We start from the raw sequence: 22000 nt of genomic DNA on the forward strand, positions 1-22000 counted from the left end.
CGGCAGCGGCCCCGCGGGGCCGCTGCTCCGCGTCCGGGAGGGCTCCCGGCAGGCCGTGGAATGCTGCAGGTGCGTTCGAGGAAGCGGAGGTGGGCATGCGCGAGAACCTGCAGGCGGCCGGGGGGCGTCCGCTCGCCGCCGGGCACGGCAGCCTGGCGTTCGGGGTGCCCGAGTCGGCACCGGGCACGATCTTCGCGCTGTCGGTCACGGGCGGCATCACGGTCCGGCCGCGGGAGGGGCGGACGATCGTGTTCGGGCGCAACCGGCCGGAGGTGCACGTCTGCATCGGGGAGAACGACCGGCGGATCAGCCGCCACCACGGGCTGCTGACCCACCACCTGGACCACTGGTGGGTCCACAACACCGGGCGCCTCCCGGTCCGGTTCCCCGGCTCGCGGCTGCTGTTCGCCGACGACGAGCCGGTCCCGCTCACCACCGGGTACACGCCGTTGTTCCTGCGCGGTTCGAGCGGTCGTGAGCACCTGCTGGAGCTGTACGTGGCGGGGCTGGACGGGCAGCCGCCCGCGTCGCAGCACAGCGACCCGACCCAGCCGCCGAGGACGTGGAAGCTCTCGCCCACCGAGAAGCTCCTCCTGGTCGTCCTGGGCCAGCGGTACCTGATGCACGAGGCCTATCCGCAGCCGCTGTCCTGGCGGCAGGCCGCCGAACACCTCGCCGAGCTGCAGCCGGATGCCGGGTGGACGGCGAAGCGGGTGGAGCACGACGTCGTCGACGTCCGCGCCAGGCTGTCGAAGGGCGGCGTGCCCGGGCTGACCCGCGACGAGGTCGGCGAGCCGGTCGGGAACACCTTGAACAACAACCTGATCCGCGAACTCGTGGAGAGCACCACGCTCGTCCCGCCGGACCTGCGGCTCCTCGACAGCTGAGCCGGGCCGAAGCCTGGTTCCGGGCTCGTTTGGGGGTGACGCGTACGGAACCCTCGCCCCTTGCAAATCCAGGCGCCCCAAAGCGCTCACGGGCGCCTCTCGGGTCAGGCGGGGAGGCCGGTGGCGGCGGGTTCGGCGAGGGCGGTGGCCAGCCGGCAGAGCTCGCCGGCGGGTTGCGGGCCCATCACCACGACGAGCAGCCGCTCGACCATCGGCCCGTCCTCGCCGCGGTACTCGCGGTGGACGATGGCGACCTGGCACGACTCGTCGCCGTAGCCCTCGGGCTCGACGAAGGCCTGGCGGTCGCCGAACCGGGTGGGGCGCCCGTCGTCGGCGGTGGGCGGCTGGTGCCGGTCGAAGATGAGCCGGAGCGTGGCGGGGCCGGTGGTGCTGTTCCACCGGCAGCTCCAGTCGCCGAAGCCCGGTTCCGGGCGGATGGCGTCGACACCCGGGAAGCGCGCGAGCGCGTCGCCGTCCAGGAGGCCGCAGGCGTCCGCGTTGATCAGCGAAGCGGGATTCGGCGCCGGACGGCGCAGAACCTCACCCAGGCTGAGCACTTCGGCCGCGTTCGCTGCCGCCGTCTCGGCGATGCCGCAGAGATCGGACTTGCCCTCGCCGAGCTGGTCCGCGGTGATCACGATCCGCGTTCGCTGGTCGGGCATCGGCAGGATTCGGGCGCATTCATCGCTTTCCTGCGGCTCCCGCACGATGTCGAGCGCGCCGACTTTCTCGATCCGGCCCTCCGGCGGCCCGTCGGCCGCGGCGAACTGCACCTCGACGTCCACCTCGCCGTCGGCGGACTCCACGATGACGTCGCACCGGTTGAAGTTGCCGTACTCGGCGTTCAGGTCGGTTTCGCCGAACCGGGCGAGCGCCACCGGGTCGAGCAGGGCGCAGGGATCGGCCGTGCGAGGCTCGCCGATCGGCGACGCCGGTTCGGGGCGAGCCGCCGGAGGCCGATCCGCCGAAGTGGGCGGAAACCCGGTCGCCACCAGGGTGCCGAGCGCGAGCACTCCGACGACCGCCGCGGACACCGCGACGACGCGACCGCGCCGGCGCTTCCCAACCGGCACGTCGGCGACGACGTTCTCCAGCATCGACCTGGCTTCCGCCGCGCTCGGCCGCTTCGCCGGATTGACCCGCAACAGCTCGGACAGCACCGGAGTGAGCGGCCAGGCCTGGCTGGGCGCGGCGACCTTGCCCGCCGCGGCTTCCCGCAGCAGTACGAAGGGATTGCCGGACTCGCCGAACGGCGTGACGCCCTCGATCGCGGCGAACAGGGTGGCGCCGAGCGAGAAGACGTCCGAGGCCGTGGTGGGGTCCGCGCCGTTGGCCACCTCGGGGGCGACGAAACCGGGTGTGCCGGAGAGCAGGCCGGTGTCGGTGAGGGTCACGTCGGCGTGCACGGCGCGCGAGATCCCGAAGTCGCCCAGCTTGGCGATGTTGTCGCCGGTGACGAGCACGTTCCCGGGCTTGATGTCGCGGTGCAGAACGCCGGTGGCGTGCACTGCGGCCAGGCCTGCGGCCAGCTGCGCGCCGAGCCTGGCCACCCGCGCCGGCGGCAACATGCGGTGGTGGGCCAGGTCCGGCGCGGGGAGGTACTCCATGACCAGCAGCCACTCGCCGCCTTCGGCCACCACGTCGTAGAGCGTGACGACGTTCGGGTGGTTCACCTTCGCCAGGATCTTGCCCTCGGTCCGCAGTCGCCGGATCCGCTCGGCGCCGTGTTCGCTGTCCCGCGAAACGGCGTGCTTGATCGCGACGTCCCGGCCCAGTTCCTCGTCGACGGCGCGCCAGACCGTCCCGTTGCCACCGGAACCGATCTGCTCCGCCAGCCGATACCGGCCGCTGATCAACTGACCGATGCGCACCGCCACTCCGATCCACGAGCCGGGGTCAGCCTCGGACGAGGTGGCGCAACTTTATTGCAGGGCGCGCACCGGGCGGGACCGGTCCGGAAAACGGATCACCAGCCGCGGAGATCGACGGGCCAGGTCTCGACGACTTCGTCGCCCTCGACGACGTGGATGCGCTCGTGCAGCGCGATGGTCGGGTCGACGTGCGCGGGCAGCACGCGGATCCGGTCGCCGACCCCGACCGGGGTTTCCGGGGTGAAGGTCAGGTGCTCGTCGGAGCAGAAGTGCACGCGCGCGCCCGGAGTCGCCGGATTGCCGTGGTCCATGCCGAGCGCCTTCAGCCCGACGTCGGCGACGGCCCACTTCGGCGAGGTCGAGATGACGGTGCCGAGGACGGTCAGGGCCTGCCGGAACGGCAGGCCGAGTTCGGCGTAGGCGGTGTCCATCAGGGCGTAGGAGCCGGCCTGGATTTCGGTGGCCCAGGTGTTCACCGCGTACGTCCCGGTGCCGCCCGCGCTGACGAGATCGCCGCCGACGTCCTCGTGCGCGGCCAGCAGGAGCGCCATGCTCTCTGCCGTGCGCTCAGCGCGCTCCGCCGGGTCCTTGCGCAGCATGAGATGGCCTTCGTAGCCCATCACGCCGCGAACGGAAAGTCCTTTGCCGCGAGCGAGTTCGGCGAGCTCGCCGGCGGCCGTGGGCTCGCAGCCGCAGCGCGGCAGGCCGACGTTGACGTCGATGATCACCTCGCGGACCCCGCCGGATGCCGCGGCTTCGACGGTTTCCGGTGAGTCCACCGCCAGCGTCACCCGGGCACCGCCGCGCACGACCGCGCCGAGGCGGTGGGTGTCGAGAACTTCGTTCGCCAGCAACAGATCTTCGCCGAGCCCGGCGGCGGCCATGCCCTCGACCTCGCGGACGGTGGCGCAGGTGAAGCCGCGATGCCCGGATTCGGCCTGGCGCTTGGCGAGCGCAGTCGTCTTGTGCGCCTTGACGTGCGGGCGCAGCCGGGCACCGGGCAGCGCATCGGCCATTGTCCGCAGGTTGGTGTCGAGCAGCGCGGCATCGACGACGAGCGCAGGGGTCCGCAGGTCGAAGAGGTGCAACGTCGTCTCCCTCGCCGGTACCGGTCTTCCCGCCCGGATCATACGGTTCCGCCGCCCCGGGCCAACCCCTGAAGAGCATCTCCGGCGATCAGGACGAAGCGCGCAGCCGTTCGCCTTCGAGGTCGACTGCGGCCGACAGCTCGAAGAACTTGGCCACCAGCGGGAGTTTCGCGCGGTCGGGCCGGCAGACGATCGCGATCCGGGACACCGCGTCGGGGTGGTCCAGGCGCGCGTAGGACAGCCCGGGCAGCCGCAGGTGGCGCAGCGAGCTGGGCACCACGGCGATCCCCTCACCGGCCGCGACCAGGCCGAGGATGGTCGGGAACTGAACGGCCTCCTGCGCCGGCCGCATGCGGAACCCGGCCTGGTGACAGAGGGCCGCGATGTGGTCGTAGAGCCGGGAAACCTGGCTGCGGGGGAATCCGACGAACTTCTCCGCCGCGAGCTCGGCGAGCCGGACGGAGCGCCGGCGGGCGAGCGGGTGGCTCTTCGGGAGCGCCACCAGCAGCGGCTCCTGCACGAGCTTGCACACGTTCAACCCGGCCTGGGGCTCCAGCTCGCGCACGATCCCGACGTCGAGCGCGGTTTCGTTGATCGCTTCGAGCTGGCGATCGGTGGTCATCTCCTTGAGGTCCAGGTGCAGGTTCGGCCGGTTCGCCCGCAGCGCGTGCACGATCTTGGGCACCAGGGTGAGCGCGGCGGAGCTGACGAAACCGATCCGCAGCGTGCCGATCTCACCGTGCGCGGATTGCTGGACCGCGTTCAGGGCCTGATCCGCCTCGGCCAGCACGCGCCGCCCGTTCTCCAGCAGCACCGACCCGGCCGCGGTGAGCTCCACGCGGCGCGTCGTGCGGATGAACAGGGGCGTCCGGAGCTGCTGCTCCAACCGGCGGATCTGCTGGCTCAACGCGGGTTGCGCCACGTGGAGGCGCTCCGCCGCACGGCGGAAGTTTCCCTCCTCGGCGATCGCCACGAAGTACCGAATCTGACGAATCTCCACCGATTGATAGTGATGCCTTATCAAGCGATCAGCAATAGGTACTTCACGTGCGGTTTTGCCGCGCTTAGCGTTGCGTCCAGCCGCGGCCCGGTCGTCCGGACGCCGCGCTCGGTCAACCCAAATGGAGCAGCACGTGACATCGAATCAGGCTTCGTCCTCGATCCGGCTTCGCCACCTCGTAGGCGGGAGGTGGATCGACGGCAGTGGCACGCAGGCCCGGAGCACCGACCCGGCCAGCCCCGAGGAGTCCGTCGCGACCTACCGGACCGCCGGTGCGGAACAGCTCGACAGCGCGGTGCGCGCCGCCGGAGCGGCGCAGCGGGCGTGGCGGGACCTCGGCCTGATCGAGCGGGGCCGGATTCTGCGGCGCGCCGCGGAAGTGCTGGCCGAACGCGTCGAGGACATCGCGGTGCTGATGACCCGCGAACACGGCAAGACCCTCCCGGAGTCGCGCGCGGAGGTCGCCGGCAGCGTGGAAACGCTGCACTACCACGCTTCCCGGGCCCGCGCGGCCGACGGCGCGACCTATCCCTCCGGCCATCCCGACGAGGCGATCCGGACGCTGCGCCGCCCGCTCGGCGTGGTCGCGGCCATCACTCCCTGGAACTTCCCGCTGCAGATCCCGGTCTGGAAGCTGGCACCGGCGCTGCTGTGGGGCAACGCGGTGGTCTGGAAGCCCGCCAGCGACACGCCTGCGGTCGCGGTCGCGCTGGCGGAGGTGCTCTGCGAGGCGGGTGTGCCGGAAGGGGTCGTGAACCTCGTGCTCGGGCCGGGTTCGCTCGGCGCCGACCTCGTCGCCAGGACGGAGATCGCCGGGGTCACCTTCACCGGATCCGACGCGGTCGGCAGGCTCATCCGGGACGCCGTCGTCCCACGCGGCGCGAAGTTGCAGATGGAACTCGGCGGCCACAACGCCGCCATCGTGCTCCCGGACGTCGACCCAGCGGCGGCCGCCGACGTGCTGGTCGGCGCGGTCGTCGGCAGCACCGGGCAGAAGTGCACCGCGACCCGGCGGATCATCGCGGTCGGCGACGCCTACGACGACCTGCTGCCCGAGCTGGCGAAGCGCTTCGAAGCGCTCCGGGTCGGCGCAGGCCAGGACGAGGACACCCAGGTCGGGCCCGTGATCAACGAGCGCGCCCGGGCCGAGATCGCGGACGCCGTGCAGCAGGCCGTGGCCGAAGGCGCCGAGGTCGTGGCGCAGGCCGGCGGCCCGCTCCCGGACGGCGGCCACTTCGTCAACCCGACGCTGCTCGCCGGGACGCCGGAGCTCACCATCTGCCGGGAAGAGGTGTTCGGGCCCGTCGTCACCGTGCTTCGCGCGGCGGACCTCGACGAGGCGATCTCGATCGCGAACGACACCCGCTACGGGCTCACGGCGGCCCTCTTCACCACCGACGAGCGCGCGGTCCGCCGGGGGCTGGCCGACCTCGACGCCGGGCTGATCAAGGTGAACTCCCCGAACACCGGTTCCGAGCTGCACGCGCCGTTCGGCGGTCTCAAGGACTCCACGTTCCCCGCGCCGCGCGAGCAGAACGGCGACAGCAGCGCAGAGTTCTTCACGTGGACCAAGACCGCGTACCTGCGGACCACGACACCTCGCGGAGCGCGGTCATGACCACCGCGCAGGACCGACGGGTGGGAGCGGACTTCCCGCGTCCGACCGAGCGCCTGAGCCGGGCGCAGTCCCGGGCCAGGAGCGCCGACGTCGTCCTGTCGCCGGAGAGCATGGGAGCCGCCCGGCTCACCCGCCACAGCTTCGCGCGGTCGATGCTGCGGCGTGCTTCCCAGCAGCGCTGGCAGGTCACCCGGGAACGCTGGGAGATCGACTCCGGCGGCCGGGGCGAGGCCGTCTACCGGGTCGACGCCGCCGGCGTTGAACTGCGCTTCGTGGTCTTCTCGACCGAGCTCGACGAACGGCAGCGCACCGACCGGGTCATCGCGGAATCCTGGGACGTCACAGCGGCTTTGATCGAGGGGCCACTTTCCGAGGAGCGGATGTCGTCACTGCGCGGCCACGTTCCGGGGCAGGAAACCGGTCGTGCCGACGGGGGAAGTCTGGTGTGGACCCGGGCCAACCGCAGCCAACGGTTTTTCGACTACACCGTCGAGCGGCTCGCGGAAGGGCACCAGCCCGATCCGGCGGCGTTCGGGGATGCGGCGTAGGTCCTGCGCAGCACCGCGTTCTACAGCAACGGGAAGTTCGGGCTGCTGGATTTCGACGCCTATCCGGCGGAACACCCGCTGGCGGCGCCGTACCGCGCGCAGATGCTGGCCGCCTGGTTGTTGCGCGAGCTCAGCTACGACCTGGTGGAACACTGCGCCGCCCAGCGATCTGCCGATGCCGTGCGGCTTTCGGCGGGATGGCGCCGATTCCTGGGGCTGGGCAACGCAACCGGGCTGGGCATGGTGCCCTACATCATCAACCATCCCCGGGTCCTGGACGCGTGGTGCGCGACGCGCGAACTGCCGCTGGCGCACGCACTCGGGCAGGCCACGGATCCGCAGGACGCGCGGGTCGCGCGGCTGGCGGAGCTGCTGGCCGGTGCGCGGCGCTACTTCGCGGAACGCGCCACCCTGGTCACCGCGCCGTACGCGCCGGGTCCCGAGCTCGCCCAACATCTCGGCCGCGTGGCGGAGCTGCTGGCCGAGTACCAAGCACGAGGCACGGTTGGGGCGACGCCGACTTCGTTCGCGTGGCAGGCGCTGCACGATGCGGCCGAGCAGATCGACGTCGAGGCGTGCGGGGTGTTCGACTCGCTCATCGTCGAGCTCTACGACGAGCTCGACGAGGACGTGGAGCAGCTGTTGCGCTGCGACGAGTTGTTGGCCCTGCAACCGGAACAGGACTGCGGGGCGCTGCTGGACGTCATCGATTCCGCGTACGCCTGGGTCGATGCGTTCGACTTCGACGAGCCGGAGCAGAGCCACTACTTCTGGTTCGTCTCGGCCAACAGCGAGGAGCCGCGCCGCGGCCGCCGCGGTCACGACCCGGGCGAACAGGTCGAGCAGCCCGTTGACATCGCACGCGCGGTGGCGCGCCTGCGCGACGACCTCCGGAACACCGATCCGGCGGCGAGCGTGGCGGAGTTCCTGCTCACCCGCCCATGGCACCGCGGCACCGCGTGCCGCGTGCAGGCGCTTGCCGCAACGCCGTGGGCGGAGGTGCGCACCAACCTCCTGGCGCGAGATTTCCTGCCGTTGCACCTGCAGCGCTTCCAGCTGGCGGTGTACGGCATGGACAACTACAGCCCGCAGTCGACCGACTGGCTCCGCGTCACGTTGTTCTCGGGTGCGCCGAGGGCCGGCGACGTGGCGGCCGGTGTCGCCGCCGACGACTGGATGTTCACCACGAAACCGGAAGGGGAGCGCGCGTGACTGCGTTGCGGTACGAGGACTGGCTCGTCGTGGACGGCCTCCAGATCAACAACTGGGACCGGGGCGTGCTGGAGCAGCTGCGGGCCGGCGGTGTCGGCGCGGTCAACGCGACCTGCGCGGTGTGGGAAGGGCCGGAGGAGACGCTGCGCGCGGTCGGGGCCTGGTGCCGGCTGGCCGCGGCGAATCCGGACATCGTCACCCTCGCCGACGGGGTGGACGCGATCCGCCGGGCGCACGAGAACGGGCGCATCGCCGTCCTGCTGGGTTTCCAGAACACCTCGCCGTTCGGCGACGATTTCCGGCTCGTGGAGGTCTTCCGCAGGCTGGGGGTGCAGGTCGCGCAGCTGACCTACAACATCCAGAACCTGGTCGGCGGCGCCTGCTACGACCCGCACGACTCGGGATTGACGAGGTTCGGCCGGCACGTCGTGGCCGAGATGAACCGGGTCGGCATGATGATCGACCTGTCCCACGTCGGCGACCAGACCTGTCTGGACGCCATCGACGCGTCCGCGGTGCCGGTGTCGATCACGCACTCGAACCCGAGGTGGTTCTTCGACAACCCGAGGAACAAGCCGACCGAGGTGATCCGGGCGCTCGCCGATCGAGGCGGCGTGATCGGCTGTTGCCTGTACCCGAACGTGATCGGGGGCGAGCGCACCACCCGCGACCAGTTCTGCGCCATGGTCGCGCGGTTGGTGGACGAGATCGGGCCGGAGCACGTCGCGGTCGGCAGCGACTGCACGCAGAACTGGTCCGAGAAGTTCGTGGCGTGGCTGCGCAACGGGCGCTGGCAGCCGCCGGAGGCCAATCCCGTCGTGCCGAAATGGCCCGAGTGGCCGGAGTGGTTCTCAGGGCCTGCCGACTTCCCGGTGCTCGCGGAGGGCCTCTTCGACGCCGGGCTGGACGAGAAGACGGTTCAGGGCGTGCTCGGCGAGAACTGGATGCGGCTGTTCGCCGACGTCCTCGTTGCGGAGGCGGACCGATGATCCGGGTGAGCACGCGCGAAGTGCGGGAGGTGGCCCTCCGCGCCATGCGCGCCGCCGGCGCTTCCGCCGGGGAAGCCGCTGCGGTGGCGAACCTCGTGCTGATGGCCGAGGTCCAGGGGTGGGGCGGTCTCGCGGTGCTGCGGCAGGAGCTCGACGCCGGGCCGAACTCGGCCGCCGCGACCTCGCAGGTCCACGACGGCGTGCTGGTCGTCGACGCCGATCCGTGTCGAGGGCCGTTGCGGCTCGGCGTCTCGGTCTTCGACCTGGTGGCCGCGCGTGCGTCACGTGGGTCGCGAGCCGATCTGTTCGTCCGCGGGCTCGGATTCAGGCAGGCATTCCGCTGCCTCGCGCTGGAACTCGTCGAGCGGGTAGGCGGAACGACGGTGCTCGCCGAATTCGACGACAGCGGCGCGGCGACCGCCGGTCTTGTTTGCACCGCCGACGGTTGCGTCCGCGCAGCCGACCTCGCGGAGTTCGATCGCCACCTCCCGGCCGGAGCGCGTGCCGTGTCAGGCGGCCTCTACGTGTCGAACGCGCGCGGCGACGAACTGTCCGCGTTCCAGTGGCCGGTCATCTCCACGACAGGCCAGCGGGAGCGCAATCGCATCGATGCGATCAACAACGGACGCCACGTCGAGGAGGCCTCTTGGAACGCGGCGCACCGCGCTTCCCGGGGCTTCCTCATCGCGGAACCGGCGAAGTGAGGACGAGATTGACAACGCTGCACCCCCATCCCGACGGAGTCGAGCGCCCCTACGCCGCCGCGGCGGTCCACCAGGGCGTGATCTACGCGTGCGGTCAGCTTCCCCGGGCACAGGACGGAAGCACGCCCGCGGGCATGGCCGAACAGGTCGAGCTCGCCCTCGACAACCTCCAACGCGTCCTCGAACCGGCCGGCGGCGGACTCGATTCCCTGCTGAAGGTGACGGTCTTCCTGGCCGATCTCGACGAGTTCGACACCTACAACGACGCCTACCTGAAGCGCTTCGCGGGACTCCGGCTCCCGCCTCGCACCACCGTTGAAGTGGCGCGCTTCCGCGGCGGCACGAGGATCGAGATCGATGCGGTCGCCGCGGTCGCCGACCGCTGAGCCGCAGATCCCCCCCCATTTCCGAGAACGACCCGCATTCGGCGGCCGGCGCGGCGTGCCCCGATGCGGGCGTTCGGGCAACTCACCACCACTTCAACGAACGGAGTGCCGATGTCTGCTCATGCCACCACCAGAGGAGTGTCGCTGGACGACGCGAAGCTGAGCGGCTTCCACAAACGGCTGGCCCTGTTCTCCTCCGGCGGGCCCTTCCTCGACGGGTACATCCTCAGCATCATCGGCATCGCGATGGTCCAGATCGAGCCCCAGTGGCAGATGAGTCCACTGTGGTCGGGACTGATCGGCTCGTCCGCGCTGATCGGGATCTTCCTCGGCGGCATGATCTTCGGGCCGATCACCGACCGGATCGGCCGCAAGCTGATGTACACGCTGGACCTGGCCGTGATCATCGCCTGCTCGGTGCTGCAGTTCTTCGTCACCAACGACGTCGAGCTGTTCGTGCTCCGCCTGCTCATCGGCATCGCCGTCGGCGCCGACTACCCGATCGCGACGACGCTCGTCGCCGAGTTCGTGCCGCGGGACTGGCGCGGCAAGCTGCTCGGCGGCCTCAACGCCATGTGGTTCGTCGGGGCGACGGTCGCGGCCTTCGTGGGCTACGCTCTGCTCGCGCTGGACGACGGGTGGCGGTGGATGCTGCTGTCGTCGGCGATCCCGGCGGCCGTGATCCTGCTGGCGCGGGCCAGCATCCCGGAGTCGCCGCGATGGCTGGTGAGCAAGCAGCGCTACGCGGAGGCGCGGGCGGTGCTGCACAAGGCGCTCGGGCCGGGCGCCACCCTCGCGGACGTCGACGACAAGCCGCAACCGGTCTCGATGCGCGCGTTGCTGCGAAAGGGATATCTCGGGCGCATCGTGTTCATCTCGGTGTTCTGGACGGCCACGACGGTCACCCTCTTCGCGATCTACGCCTTCGGCCCGCAGATCCTCCAGCTGTTCCACCTCGACGGCGGGAACGCGGCGAACCTCGGATCCGGCGTCATCAACTTCTTCTTCCTGGTGGGCAACGTGGTGGCCCTCCTGCTAGTCGACCGGATGGGGCGCAGGCCGGTGCTGATCGGTGGTTTCGCGGTGTCCGCACTGGGGCTGGCCTACTTGGCCATGTTCCCGGAATCCGGGCTCTGGGCGGTCGCCATCGCCTTCGCCGTCTACGCCGTGTTCAACGGCGGGCCCTCGATCCTCGAATGGATCTACCCGAACGAGCTGTTCCCGACCGAGGTCCGCGCGACGGCGGTCGGGCTGTGCACCGGGATCAGCCGGATCGGCGCGGCCGTGGGCACCTTCGCGACGCCGTGGGCGCTGGCCAACCTCGGCATCGGCACGACGATGTGGATCGCCACCGGCATCGCGCTGGTCGGCGCCGCGATCGGCGTGTTCATGGCGCCGGAGACCAAGGGCGTTGACCTCGACGTCGCCGGGGCGTTGCAGCGCTGACCCGGCCGATGTCCCGATCAGGCAAGGGCATGTCCGCGAGCGGAAAGACCGGCTGCGGCCGACGGCGGTTAACTGCCTGGGTAACCGCCGCCGGCCGCGAAGGAGCGGACATGCCCGACCAGCCCACCACCGAGTTCTGGAAAGACCTCAAGCCGATCGAGAACTCGTTCAAGCCCGACGCGCAGCAGGAGGTGTACCTGTCGCAGGTCGGGCACCGCCGCCGCTGGTGGTCGCGAAGGACTTCGTGGAGCGGAACCTGGCGGATCCGGGCCTGACACCGGGACGGATCGCCGCGGCGGTCGGGATGTCGGTGCGCCACCTGGGAAGGCTGTTCTCCGCCGAAGGCGATTCCCCGGCGCGCTACCTGCAACGCCGGCGACTCGAACGAGCGCGCCGGGAACTGGCGGATCCGGCGGCCCGCCACCGAACGATCGCGGACATCGCGCACCGCTGGGGATTCGCCAGCCACGCGCACTTCACCCGAGTGTTCCAAAGCGAATTCGGCCACCCACCAAGCGAAACCCGCCCAACCTGACCTCCCCGCGCGGGCTCAGGTGTGGAGGTGGGCCGGGTGGCCCGTCATCCTCTCGACGTCGTCTTCGGCCGCTTTGAGCAGGCGGCGGGCCAGGTCGAACAGCGCTCGCGCCGCCGCTAGTTCGTCGCCGATCTCCGGCACGCTGCGGTCTTCCGGGTTTCGCCGCGCCGCGCCCTTGCCGTGGAGTTCTCCGGCCGCCGGTGCTTGTAGGCGCGCTTCGGCGTGCGTGTGGTCGACGTCCTCGTCGAAGTAGACGTCGAAGGTCCAGTGCTTCGTCGCGACCATGACCGATTCTCCGCTGTTCGCCTCCATCGCCGCGCCAAGCATCGCGGGCCGGCCGCGTGGGCAGCCAGAGCCCATTGGCACCGCTTCGCAGTCGGTGCATCTTCGCCGCAACCGCGGTGCGGTGCGCCGGTTTTTCCCGGCCCGGCGGCCGATGCGCGTCGTGTTGGGTTCACGCCGTTGGCGGGGTAACCGGGTGGCTTGCGGAATCCGAGCGGAGGAGGCTGCGATGAACGAGCGGGCATGGGAGCGCGCGGGAGCGGCGAGCGGTTTGCTGGCAGCGGTGTTACTGCTGGTCAGCTTGTTCCTCAACCCGTCCGCCCCGACTGGTGAGGAGCCTGTCCTGACCTTCTTCTACGTCGCCGGGCACCAGGGCACGGTGCTGCTGGCCGCGCTGCTGGCGACGCTGGCGGCGGTGGTGTTCTTGTGGTTCGTGGGGCACCTGCGCCACCTGTTGCAGCGGGCCGAAGGCGGCGCGGAGGCGTTCTCCCCGGTGGTGTTCGCCGCCGGCGTCGTGCTGTCGATGACGACGGTGGTGAGCATGCTCCCGGTGACCGCGCTGGCGTCGATGAGCCGGGACATCTCGACCGCGAGCGGGTCGGCGGTGTTCGCGCTCTCCGAGCTGCACCGGCTGGCGCTCGGGCCGCTCGGGCTGCTGGTCGCGCTGTTCGCTGGGACGACCGGCGCCGCGATGGTGCGCCGCGAGGTGCTCGGGCCGTGGGTCGGCTGGTTCGGGTTCGCGGTGGCCGCGATCGGGCTGATCGCCGGCGTCACCGCCTTCTACGTGACCGGCCCGTTCGTCACGGTCGCGGCCATGGTCACCGGCATCGTGTTCGCCGTGTGGATCGGTGACGCCGCGATCCTGATGCTGTACCGGCCGGAGGTCGACCGCGCTGAGGTGCCGGGAACGGCGTTCGCGCACTGACCGGGCGCGCCGGATGCGTCAACCACCTGCCGGGGATTGCGGGACGTCGCCGGGCACCGGTCGCGTGCCCAGCCGGGCGTGCGGCTCATTCCGGGCTTGGCAGAGCGGGCAGTTCGCGGTCGCCTCCGCGCCCGCGCGCATGTCGTGCTTGCGCCGGTACATGTCCCGGTCGGCGTCGTGCAGGAGCGCGTTCGGCCGGGTGGCCGGATCGGTCGTGGTGGCCAGCCCGACGCTGGCCCGGATCCGCAGGCGACCGTGGGGCGTTTCGCGTTCGGCCCGGAGGCGCCGGGCGACGTGGTCCCGGAACTTCGCGGCGGCCTGGACATCGGGAACCCGGCTGACGACGGCGAATTCGTCGCCGCCGATCCGGCACACGGTGTCGGCAGGGCCGGCCGCGTTGAGCAGCTCGTCCGCGGCGGTCATGAGGAGCCGATCGCCCACGGCGTGCCCGTAGGTGTCGTTGACCGGCTTCAGTTCGTCGAGGTCGGCGACGAGCACCGCGACCACGCCGCCGTCCCGTTCGAGGTCCGCGAGGACGTGCGCGAGGCGATCGTCGAGCAGGGCGCGGTTCGCCAGCCCGGTCAGCGGGTCGTGCAGCGCCAGGTGGGCGAGGTGGACGTCGGAGGCGCCGCGCTCGCCGAGCTCCTCGCACTGGCTGACCAGGTACGTCGGGCGACCGCCGGCGCCGGGAACCACTCTGGTCCGGATCAGCACCCAGATCGGATGGCCGTTCTTGTGCCGGTAGCGCTTCTTCAAGCTGAGCGTGGCGGACCTGCCCGCGGCCAGGTCCGCCAGCGCCGCGGCGGATTGCGCGTGGTCCTGGGCGTAGGTGACGTCGCAGCAGTGCATCTCCAGCATTTCCCGCCTGCTGTACCCGAGGAGCTCGCACCACGCGTCGTTGACGTCGGTCCAGCGGCCATCGTGGTCCAGCAGCGCCATGCCGGTGGGAGCGTTGGCGAACACGCGGCTCCAGAGGACGTTGGCCCCCGGGCGGTCTTCGATCTCGTGGAACTGCGCGAGGAAGAGCCCCGGTTCGCCTCCGTTGCCGTGGATCGGCGACGTGCATTGGAGCATTCGCACGACGCTGGCGTCGGAACGCATGAAGCGCCGCTCCGCCGTTCCCGATCCGGTGGCGCTTTTCGGAGCGATCTCACCGGCGGTGAAGCCGTCGAGCGGGCGTCCGATGACACTGGCCCGCTCGTATCCGAGCGCGCGGCAGAGCGCATCGTTGGCGTGCACGCAGTGGCCGCTCGCATCCAGCAGCGCCATCGGGGTCGCGGCGCTGTCGAGCAGCGGTCGCCACTTTGCGGTCGAGTCGGTCGACTCGGATTCTGAAGTAGTTCGCATCAGGCTTCCGGGGAAAAGTTCTGCCGATGTGCGGCTTCCAGACGGGGAACCTCCACCGGCAGGCGGAGTTGTTCGCCTGCCGGGCCGGTGGCCGTGTGGCGCGCATTTCCGGCGAACTCGGGTGCACCTCCGCTCCCCAGGCCGCCGCGGGGGCGTCCGATGCGTGACGGCCTGGGAAACGGGGTGATTCGGTTGGCTTGTCGGGGTTGATCGAAGCGAGGCATACCCACCTCGAACGTCGGGGGATCGGGGGCGTTGCCATTCACCTTGCGCGAGATCGCGGTTCCCTGCGCCGTTGGAATTACCGACTTCCATACCTAAATTCACGGCCGAGCGGATGCGCCCGCGCTGTCGCAGGCTTTTCGGCTGCAAGAACCGCAACACCGGTTCCTCCAGGAACACCCGACACCAACCGGACGGCGCGCGGACTTACCCTGGACGGGCTTGCAGCGTCAAACATCCGGGCTGGTAATGGTTTTCTGGATGCTAGCGCATTTCCCGGCCCGGTGCCGAATTTCTCGTGGGGGTCGGCAATGCTGATCAAAGTGAGCGGAAAAAGGGTCATCGGCAGGAAATCCGGAAGGACGAGGCGGGTGTTGCTGAGCGTGCTGCTCGGCGTGCTCGCACTGGTGGCGACCGTCTGCACCGGTGCGTCGGCCGCCTCGGCGCCGGCGGCGCCCACCGGACCGGTGGGCGCCGGTGGTTCGCACCTGGTGATCGTCAAGATGGTCGACTACCGGCTGTTGCAGCCGGCCTTCCTGCCACCGGGGCGCTACACGTTCCGGGCCATCAACGAGGGGCGCATGCCGCACGCCCTGCAGATCAGCGGACCCGGCGTCGCGAACGCGCGCACGCCGGTGGCGCAGGCGGGCCAGGCCGCCGACCTCACCGTGGATCTGCGCCGCGGGCTCTACGACTTCTGGTGCCCGGTCGGCAACCACCGGCAGATGGGAATGCAGCTGAACGTTTACGTCGGATGAACCGGCACGGCCCGGGTTCCGCCGCAGGCGGGCCCGGGCCGGTGTCCGCTAGGTGCGCGAATTCGCCAGCGCGGCGCCGGGCAGGACCCGGCGGAGTTCTCGGCGCGAACCGATGGCGAGCTTGGTGAACACCTTGCGCAGATGCCATTCCACGGTGCGCGGGCTGAGGAACAGTTGGGCGCCGATCTCCGGGTTGGTGTGACCATCGCGCGCCAGCCGGGCGATCTGCGCCTCCTGTGAGGTGAGCACGACGAGCATCTGCGGCGTGGCCCGGTGCACGGTCTCGCCGGTGGCGAGGAGTTCCCGGCGGGTGCGTTCGGCGAACGCCTCGGTTCCGATGCGGCCGAACATCTCGTGCGCGGTGCGGAGCTGTTCACGCGCTTCAAGACGCCGGTTCTCCCGGCGCAGCCATTCGCCGTGCAGGAGGTGAGCTCTCGCGAGGTGCACGGCGGCACGGCTGCGGGACAGCCGCTCAACGGCCTCCCGGTAGAGCGTCTCGGCCTTCTCACCCGTGCTCAACAGCGCCCGCGAGCGGGCCTCGATCCCGGAAGCCCAATCCGTGCCGCAAGCGCTCGTTCGCTCGTAGAGCCGCCGGAGGGCGTCCTCGGCGACCTCGCGCTGGCCGCTTCGCACGCCAGCCTCGACCAGTTCACCCAGCGCCCACCAGTACACGCTCAGCTGGTCGCTCCGGCAGGCACGCTCGGCGGCGGCGACCGCCGTCTCGTAGTCGCCGAGGCCGTTGCACAACACCGCGGTCGCGTAGTCGGCCATCGTGATCGCCCGCCCCTCGCCTCTGGCGTCCGCATCCCGCGCGCTGGTCTCGATCAGATCCAGCGCCTGGCCCTCGCGGCCGCGGGTCGCGGCGAGCGTCATCGCGGCGTACCGGTGGGGCGCGTTGCCGGAGGCCTGGGCGATCGCATCGGCCTCGTCGAGCATTTCAGACGCCACGTCGAGCTCGCCGGCGTGCACGTGCTCCCCGGCGCGATAGCTGAGCGCGGTGGCGAGCGTGGTGAGCGCGCCAGTGTCGCGAGCTCGCCGGAGGCCGCGGGCAGCGAGCTCGCGCCACGCCTCGTCGTCGCCCAAGTCGGTTGCGACGCGGCAGGCCAGCCCGATCCAGCGCGCGTCGTCGGTTCCGGCCGCCTCGCTGCGGAGAAACGCCTGCACCGCGCGCTGCAGCGTCGGAACGCCGGAGGCGAAGCCCTCGGTGAACCGCGCCGCCAGCCCGTCCAACAGGAGGTCCACCGGGCGTTGTGGTGCGTGCTGGGCGGCTTCGGTCGCCCGCGGCGCTTCGTCGCCGTTGCCGACCCGGCCCGTGAAGACCGCCGCTTCGAGTGCTTCGAGATATGTTTCGCGCGCCAGCGCGACGTCGAGCGGTTCGAGGCGTTCGGCCGCTCGCAGCAGCAGCGGCGGAGCGTCGCGGCCCCGGTTCACGGCGAGCGCGATCTCGGCGCGCAACAGGTCGGCGCGGGCGTGCTGGAGCTCGTCGAGCGGTGCTGCTTCCGCGATGGCCAGCAGCCCCAGCGAAGCGTCGGGAGCGCCGGCATCCAGCTTCTGCTGCGCGGCCGCAAGTGCGCGCGCACCCCGGCGTGCCGGATCGGGCGTCAGTTCGGTCGCTTTCGCCAGGAACGCGGCCGCCGCCGCGATGCCGCCGCGGCAGTGCGCCCGGTCGGCCGAGCGTTCCAGCTCGTCGGCCACCACCTCGTCCGGTCCGTGGGCCGCGCGGGCGCGATGCCACGCGCGCCGATCGGGATCCGCCTCCGGATCGGTCGCCTCGCCCAGCGCGCGGTGCACCTGCCGGCGCTCGTCCGGCGACGCCGTCCGGTAGACCACGGAGCGCACCAGCGGATGCCGGAACCGCACCTGGCCACCGATCTCGATCAACCCGGCGGCCTCGGCGGGGCCGGCCGCATCGGCCGCGATCCGGAGCCGCGCGACCGCCCGCCACAGCAGGCCGGCGTCGCCCGACGGATCCGCCGCGGCGGTCTGCAGCAACCGCTGGGTATCGCTGGGCACCGCCTGGATCCGGCGGGTGAAGCACCGTTCGAGGCAGCCGGAAACGGGCCCGGGATTGGGCAGCCCGAACCCGCCGGCGAGCTCGGCCGGGGTGAACACGCGCGGCAACTCCAGCAGCGCCAGCGGGTTTCCGCGGGTTTCCGCGATGATCCGGTCTCGCACCTGCTCGTCGAGCCGCCCGTGGATCACCGAAGCCAGCAGCTGGGCGGCGTCGGCGGAACCGAGGCCGTTGACGGAGAGCTCCGGAAGGTCGGCGAGGTCGTGGTCGTCGTTGGGCTCGCGCACGGCGAACACCACCGCGACCGGCTCGGCCAGCAGGCGACGCGCCGCGAACGACATCGCCTGCACCGAGGCCCGGTCGAGCCACTGCGCATCGTCGATGAGGCAGACGAGCGGGCGCTCCGCGGCGGCTTCCGAAAGCAGCGTCAAGACGGCCAGGCCCACCAGGAAGCGGTCGGGAGCGCCGCCTTCGTGCAGGCCGAAGGCGACGCGCAGCGCGTCCCGCTGCGGCTCCGGAAGCCGCTCCAGACGGTCGAGCATCGGCGCGCACAACTGGTGCAGACCGGCGAAGGCGAGCTCCATTTCGGACTCCACGCCCACGACGTGGGCGAGGCGACAGCCCGACGCGCGCTCGCGCACGTAGTCCAGCAACGCCGTCTTGCCGGTGCCGGGCTCGCCGCGAAGCACCAACGCGGAACTCTGCCCCGCCCGGACTCTCGCCAACAGGCGATCCAATAACTCGCACTCGCGGTTGCGACCACGCAGCCCGGCCCCGGCACGGCCGGAAATAGCCATGCCCGATGGTAGTGGCGGCGACCCCTCGATTCGCAACTCCGCCGCGCCCCCGCGGAAAAACGAAGGCGCGGCCAGGGAGCGGCCCCGGGTGTTCCACTGGCGCAATCGGTGCGCGGACGGAGAAAACTCGGTGGTGGCAGGGGAATTCGAAGCCGGCAACCACGGCGGAGAAGAACCGGCAAGGGACTAAAGTAACGGAACCGGGGGAAATCTCCATGCGCACAGCGGTAAGGGCGTTGGCAAGTTTCGCGTTGGCAGCACCTCTCGCACTGGGAGTTGCCGACGCCGGAACGGCTGCCGCGAGCGGCGCGTCGAGCGTCGTGGCGGCGCAGCAGTCGGCCTCGGCAGCGGGGCACTTCCACGCGGACAACAAGGACAAGAACAACAAGAACAAGAAGAGCAAGGGGAACAACGCCGACGGCGAGACCGAGAGCAGCACCAGCAGCACCAGCAGCTCGGGCAATAGCGGAAGCACCAGCAACCCTGCCATTTCCGGGACGACGGGGGTACCGGGGTGATCTCGTCAGTCGTTAACGCCTCGCCTACCGAGATCAGGTCGCGCGGGGCTTGAGCAGTTGCTCCGTGATGGTGGCCAGACGGGCTGCCGCTGTGGGGGAGAACAGGTCGTTCTGGACGCCGATCCTGGTGTGCCCACCGAACGCGCTGAGCGGTTCAGCGGGCGGGGCGTCGAGGATCCCGACGATCGGTGGCACCACTTCGGTGGCCGGTTTCGCCGAGGCCTTCTGCTGTTCGACGAACCGGCCCGTCGGTGCGTCGAATTCGCCGGCGAAGCTCGTCGACGTCGGTCCCGGGTTGAACAGCACGTACCGCACTGGCCCGGTGCCGTGACGCCCGGCGAAGTCGACGCCGAGCAGGTCGTGGTAGCGGCCCGTCGTGAACATCGCCCGCACGCCGTCGTAGTTCTCGCTCTGCAGGTCGGCCCAGTTGATCGGGATGTCCTGACCGGGCCCGGCGACGTTGATGATGACCGGGGTGTCGCCCTTTTCCAGCGCGTCGACCATTCCGTGGCTCAACAGGAACCGGCTCAGGTAGAAGAGCGCGAAGTTGTGCTCGAACCCTTCGGGCGTCACCTTCCGGTGCGTCTGGAAGAAGCGCGCGCACAGGACGAGCCCGTCGATCCTCGGGTGCGCTTCGGTCAACTCGCGGATCATCCGCCGGTTCTCGGATGCCAGGCTGAGATCCGCCGGCGCGAAGGATGCGGTTCCTGGCGAATCGGCGGCCTCGCGGAGCAGGCGGGTGCCCTTGCGCGGATCGGTGCCTATCACCACGGCGTGGTCGCCGCGGGAGAACAGCGCGCGGGCCACGGCGGCACCGATCCCGTCCGTGCCACCCGTGATCACGAATGTCTTGGTCAAGATCGTCTCCATTGGATGTGCGTCACGCGTGTTCGGCGACGGGCGTGGTTTCGGTGGTCGGGGCGGCCGGTGCCGGACGGCCGGGCAGGATCCTGGCGGCGACGGAGATGGCGAGGCCGGCGCCCGCCAGCCACCAGAAGGTCGTGCGGAACGCCGCATCCGGCGGTGCGGAGGTCATCGCGCCCTGCAGGACCAGAGTGAGCAGCGTGATCCCGAGGGCACCGCCGATCTGGTGCACGATGAACAGCGCCCCGGTCGCGCGTGAGGCCGAGGCGGGCGGCACGGTCCGGTAAACCGAACCCATGGTGGCGGACGCGACGCCACCGAGCCCGAACCCGACGACGACCAGCCCGAGCGTGGCGACGACGCCGTGGATTCCCAGTGCGTAGGGCAAGAATCCGGGGACGAGGAGCAGGCCGCCGACGGTGGCAGGCACGCGGGCGCCGGTCCGGTCGGAAAGCCTCCCGGCCATCGGTTGCGCGACGATGGCGCCGAGCCCGAACGGGGCGAGCAGCAGGCCCGCCGCCATCACGCCGTGCCCGCCGACCTGCTGGAAGTGCAACGGGAGCAGGAACGTCGTCCCGAACATGATCGCGCCGATCAGGAACAGCACGGACACGCTCGCGGCGAAGCCGCTGCTGCGGAACAGCCGCAGGTCGATCAGCGGCTCGTGCCGGGTGGTCAGCGCGTGGACGGCGTAGCCGGCGAAGAGCAAGGCCCCGAGGGCGCCGGCGATCAGCACCGGGCCGGTGAAGCCTTCGACGGCGTTCGCCAGCGAGTACATCAGCGCGGCGAAGCCGGGCGGCAGCAGGACCACGCCGAGGACGTCCAGGCGTTTGGCCGCTCCGCCGGTGATCGGGTCGTCGGTCGGCATCAGGCGCACGGCGAGGACGATCGCGAGTACCCCGACCGGCACCTTGACCAGGAATATCCACTGCCAGGGCAGCGCCTGCAGCAGCAGGCCGCCAAGAACCGGGCCGACCACCGGGCCCATCGTCATCGGGGCCGCGGCGAGGCCGAGCACCCGGCCGACGCGCTCCTGACCGGCCGCGCGGGCGAGCGTGGCGAGCATGACCGGTTCGAGCAGGCCGCCGCCGAGGCCGGTCAGCAGCCGCGTCGCGATCAGGCTCGGCGCGTCCCAGGCCAGGCAGGAGGCCACCGATCCGAGCACGAAGACCGACAGGCCGGTGAGCCACGTGCGCCGGGCGCCGAACCGGTCGATCGCCCAACCGGACAGCGGCGCGGTGACCGAGACGGCGAGCAGGTAGGCGGTGGTCACCCACTGGATCGCGGCCAGCGTCGAACCGAACTGGCGGACCAGCGTCTCGATTCCGACGCCGGTCATGGTCGTGTCCAGCAGGGCGAGGAACGCGCCGAGGGTCATGGTGACCAGCAACTTGCGGAGCGCGGAATCCAGTGGTTCTGAGCGAGCAGCCATGTCCGTTTCCCAGGTTGTATCTAACATTGAACTAATGAGTTCAATTTAGCGATCACATGAGTACATGTGCAGCACGGGGTGGCCGGCCGCGATGGCGGGGCGCCCAGCACCGCGGGTGCCCGCGCGGCGGAAAGGTGGCGCGCGGCTCATCCGGCTTCCAGTTGACTTTGCCGCCCGGCCGACGAGACTGGTCAAGTGGTCAAGACGCTGCACCCGCAGACCTACAGCGACGCATACGACGTCGGTGATTACTTCCGCCAAGGAGTGCCGGTGGTGATGGACCTGACGAGCCTGCCGAAGGCGGAAGCGGTGCGGCTCGTCGACTTCGCCGCGGGCATGGTCATCGGGCGCGGCGGCGCCATGGACCGGGTCGCGCCAAGGGTCTTCCTGCTGACGCCCCCGGGAGTGTCGCCAGAGGAAGGTCAACAGGAACCGGCGAAAGCCCCGTCCTGACGTGGCCGGAGCCGGAAGACCCGTGAGTGCTTTGGGGCGTTATGACACCCCAAAGCACTCACGGGCCCAGGGCTCAGGCTGGGGGGACCCGGGCAGCGGCCGGTGGG

Annotated in this window: 22 protein-coding genes; 14 read left to right on the plus strand and 8 right to left on the minus strand. The window is 70.8% G+C overall.

All coding sequences use genetic code 11. The annotated features are described in order from the left end of the window. Positions 1–95 precede the first annotated feature (95 nt). Positions 96–887 carry an FHA domain-containing protein gene (locus AB0I53_RS13550; protein ID WP_358601276.1) on the plus strand — a complete coding sequence of 264 codons (792 nt, stop codon included), beginning with the start codon at positions 96–98 and terminating at the stop codon, positions 885–887. Between the two features lie 104 nt (positions 888–991). On the opposite strand, the gene AB0I53_RS13555 is transcribed toward AB0I53_RS13550, so the two are convergent. From AB0I53_RS13555 to AB0I53_RS13565, 3 genes are all read right to left on the minus strand, one after another. Then, positions 992–2758, minus strand: a complete 1767-nt coding sequence (locus tag AB0I53_RS13555) for a protein kinase (protein WP_358601279.1) — start codon at positions 2756–2758, stop codon at positions 992–994. A 95-nt stretch (positions 2759–2853) separates the two neighbouring features. Beyond that, positions 2854–3846: an alanine racemase gene (locus tag AB0I53_RS13560; protein WP_358601282.1), complete on the minus strand. Its 993-nt coding sequence runs from the start codon at positions 3844–3846 to the stop codon at positions 2854–2856. An 88-nt stretch (positions 3847–3934) separates the two neighbouring features. Then, complete coding sequence (locus AB0I53_RS13565; RefSeq protein WP_358601285.1) at positions 3935–4846, minus strand: LysR family transcriptional regulator; 912 nt, start codon at positions 4844–4846, stop codon at positions 3935–3937. A gap of 133 nt (positions 4847–4979) precedes the next feature. Between AB0I53_RS13565 and AB0I53_RS13570 the strand changes: the two genes are divergently transcribed. The 9 genes from AB0I53_RS13570 (at position 4980) to AB0I53_RS13610 (ending at position 12284) form a co-directional block, all read left to right on the plus strand. Next, positions 4980–6464: an aldehyde dehydrogenase family protein gene (locus AB0I53_RS13570; protein ID WP_358601288.1), complete on the plus strand. Its 1485-nt coding sequence runs from the start codon at positions 4980–4982 to the stop codon at positions 6462–6464. Continuing rightward, complete coding sequence (locus AB0I53_RS13575; protein WP_358601291.1) at positions 6461–7012, plus strand: hypothetical protein; 552 nt, start codon at positions 6461–6463, stop codon at positions 7010–7012. Before AB0I53_RS13570 ends, AB0I53_RS13575 begins: the two co-directional genes overlap by 4 nt. A gap of 102 nt (positions 7013–7114) precedes the next feature. Next, a complete protein-coding gene (locus AB0I53_RS13580; RefSeq protein ID WP_358601294.1) occupies positions 7115–8224 on the plus strand; it encodes a hypothetical protein in 1110 nt (369 codons plus the stop codon). Continuing rightward, complete coding sequence (locus tag AB0I53_RS13585; RefSeq protein WP_358601297.1) at positions 8221–9213, plus strand: membrane dipeptidase; 993 nt, start codon at positions 8221–8223, stop codon at positions 9211–9213. The genes AB0I53_RS13580 and AB0I53_RS13585 overlap by 4 nt, the downstream gene beginning before the upstream one ends. Positions 9214–9218: 5 nt before the next feature. Continuing rightward, the gene (locus AB0I53_RS13590) at positions 9219–9917 is read left to right on the plus strand and encodes a DUF3726 domain-containing protein (RefSeq protein WP_358601300.1); all 699 of its coding nucleotides are present in this window, start codon (positions 9219–9221) and stop codon (positions 9915–9917) included. A gap of 8 nt (positions 9918–9925) precedes the next feature. Further along, positions 9926–10303, plus strand: a complete 378-nt coding sequence (locus AB0I53_RS13595; RefSeq protein WP_358601302.1) for a RidA family protein — start codon at positions 9926–9928, stop codon at positions 10301–10303. Between the two features lie 111 nt (positions 10304–10414). Beyond that, complete coding sequence (locus AB0I53_RS13600; protein ID WP_358601305.1) at positions 10415–11749, plus strand: MFS transporter; 1335 nt, start codon at positions 10415–10417, stop codon at positions 11747–11749. Between the two features lie 110 nt (positions 11750–11859). Then, positions 11860–12024, plus strand: coding sequence for a hypothetical protein (locus AB0I53_RS13605; protein WP_358601307.1), 165 nt, complete (start codon positions 11860–11862; stop codon positions 12022–12024). Continuing rightward, positions 11994–12284 carry a helix-turn-helix domain-containing protein gene (locus AB0I53_RS13610; RefSeq protein WP_358601309.1) on the plus strand — a complete coding sequence of 97 codons (291 nt, stop codon included), beginning with the start codon at positions 11994–11996 and terminating at the stop codon, positions 12282–12284. The genes AB0I53_RS13605 and AB0I53_RS13610 overlap by 31 nt, the downstream gene beginning before the upstream one ends. A gap of 15 nt (positions 12285–12299) precedes the next feature. Here AB0I53_RS13610 and AB0I53_RS13615 read toward each other — a convergent pair whose 3' ends face one another. Next, positions 12300–12569: a DUF1876 domain-containing protein gene (locus AB0I53_RS13615; protein WP_358601311.1), complete on the minus strand. Its 270-nt coding sequence runs from the start codon at positions 12567–12569 to the stop codon at positions 12300–12302. Positions 12570–12795: 226 nt separating this feature from the next. On the opposite strand from AB0I53_RS13615, the gene AB0I53_RS13620 reads away from it, so the two are divergent. Further along, complete coding sequence (locus AB0I53_RS13620) at positions 12796–13491, plus strand: hypothetical protein (protein ID WP_358601314.1); 696 nt, start codon at positions 12796–12798, stop codon at positions 13489–13491. Between the two features lie 18 nt (positions 13492–13509). On the opposite strand, the gene AB0I53_RS13625 is transcribed toward AB0I53_RS13620, so the two are convergent. Beyond that, the gene (locus AB0I53_RS13625; RefSeq protein WP_358601317.1) at positions 13510–14838 is read right to left on the minus strand and encodes a diguanylate cyclase; all 1329 of its coding nucleotides are present in this window, start codon (positions 14836–14838) and stop codon (positions 13510–13512) included. A 593-nt stretch (positions 14839–15431) separates the two neighbouring features. Between AB0I53_RS13625 and AB0I53_RS13630 the strand changes: the two genes are divergently transcribed. After that, positions 15432–15818 (plus strand): hypothetical protein, encoded by a 387-nt coding sequence (locus AB0I53_RS13630; protein WP_358601320.1) that lies wholly within the window; start codon positions 15432–15434, stop codon positions 15816–15818. Positions 15819–15866: 48 nt separating this feature from the next. Here AB0I53_RS13630 and AB0I53_RS13635 read toward each other — a convergent pair whose 3' ends face one another. Next, positions 15867–18626 carry an AAA family ATPase gene (locus tag AB0I53_RS13635; protein WP_358601323.1) on the minus strand — a complete coding sequence of 920 codons (2760 nt, stop codon included), beginning with the start codon at positions 18624–18626 and terminating at the stop codon, positions 15867–15869. Between the two features lie 215 nt (positions 18627–18841). Between AB0I53_RS13635 and AB0I53_RS13640 the strand changes: the two genes are divergently transcribed. After that, the gene (locus tag AB0I53_RS13640) at positions 18842–19144 is read left to right on the plus strand and encodes a hypothetical protein (protein WP_358601326.1); all 303 of its coding nucleotides are present in this window, start codon (positions 18842–18844) and stop codon (positions 19142–19144) included. 33 nt (positions 19145–19177) lie between these two features. Here the strand turns inward: AB0I53_RS13640 and AB0I53_RS13645 are convergent, their stop codons facing one another. Together AB0I53_RS13645 and AB0I53_RS13650 are read right to left on the minus strand one after the other, a co-directional pair. Next, a complete protein-coding gene (locus AB0I53_RS13645; protein WP_358601329.1) occupies positions 19178–20002 on the minus strand; it encodes an SDR family NAD(P)-dependent oxidoreductase in 825 nt (274 codons plus the stop codon). A gap of 22 nt (positions 20003–20024) precedes the next feature. Continuing rightward, a complete protein-coding gene (locus AB0I53_RS13650) occupies positions 20025–21440 on the minus strand; it encodes a DHA2 family efflux MFS transporter permease subunit (protein ID WP_358601332.1) in 1416 nt (471 codons plus the stop codon). Between the two features lie 195 nt (positions 21441–21635). On the opposite strand from AB0I53_RS13650, the gene AB0I53_RS13655 reads away from it, so the two are divergent. Next, on the plus strand, positions 21636–21893 hold the full coding sequence (locus tag AB0I53_RS13655) for a cell division protein SepF (protein ID WP_358601335.1): 258 nt from the start codon (positions 21636–21638) through the stop codon (positions 21891–21893). Positions 21894–22000 lie beyond the last annotated feature (107 nt).

Source organism: Saccharopolyspora sp. NPDC050389 (genome assembly GCF_040655595.1).
Taxonomy (GTDB): domain Bacteria; phylum Actinomycetota; class Actinomycetes; order Mycobacteriales; family Pseudonocardiaceae; genus Saccharopolyspora.

Excerpts from the sequence above, each read along its gene's own strand:
- AB0I53_RS13550 (WP_358601276.1), top strand. The coding sequence starts at position 96 with ATGCGCGAGAACCTGCAGGCGGCCGGGGGGCGTCCGCTCGCCGCCGGG.
- AB0I53_RS13575 (WP_358601291.1), top strand. The coding sequence starts at position 6,461 with ATGACCACCGCGCAGGACCGACGGGTGGGAGCGGACTTCCCGCGTCCG.
- AB0I53_RS13580 (WP_358601294.1), top strand. The coding sequence starts at position 7,115 with ATGCTGGCCGCCTGGTTGTTGCGCGAGCTCAGCTACGACCTGGTGGAA.
- AB0I53_RS13600 (WP_358601305.1), top strand. The coding sequence starts at position 10,415 with ATGTCTGCTCATGCCACCACCAGAGGAGTGTCGCTGGACGACGCGAAG.
- AB0I53_RS13605 (WP_358601307.1), top strand. The coding sequence starts at position 11,860 with ATGCCCGACCAGCCCACCACCGAGTTCTGGAAAGACCTCAAGCCGATC.
- AB0I53_RS13615 (WP_358601311.1), bottom strand. The coding sequence starts at position 12,569 with ATGGTCGCGACGAAGCACTGGACCTTCGACGTCTACTTCGACGAGGAC.
- AB0I53_RS13620 (WP_358601314.1), top strand. The coding sequence starts at position 12,796 with ATGAACGAGCGGGCATGGGAGCGCGCGGGAGCGGCGAGCGGTTTGCTG.
- AB0I53_RS13625 (WP_358601317.1), bottom strand. The coding sequence starts at position 14,838 with ATGCGAACTACTTCAGAATCCGAGTCGACCGACTCGACCGCAAAGTGG.
- AB0I53_RS13635 (WP_358601323.1), bottom strand. The coding sequence starts at position 18,626 with ATGGCTATTTCCGGCCGTGCCGGGGCCGGGCTGCGTGGTCGCAACCGC.
- AB0I53_RS13640 (WP_358601326.1), top strand. The coding sequence starts at position 18,842 with ATGCGCACAGCGGTAAGGGCGTTGGCAAGTTTCGCGTTGGCAGCACCT.
- AB0I53_RS13650 (WP_358601332.1), bottom strand. The coding sequence starts at position 21,440 with ATGGCTGCTCGCTCAGAACCACTGGATTCCGCGCTCCGCAAGTTGCTG.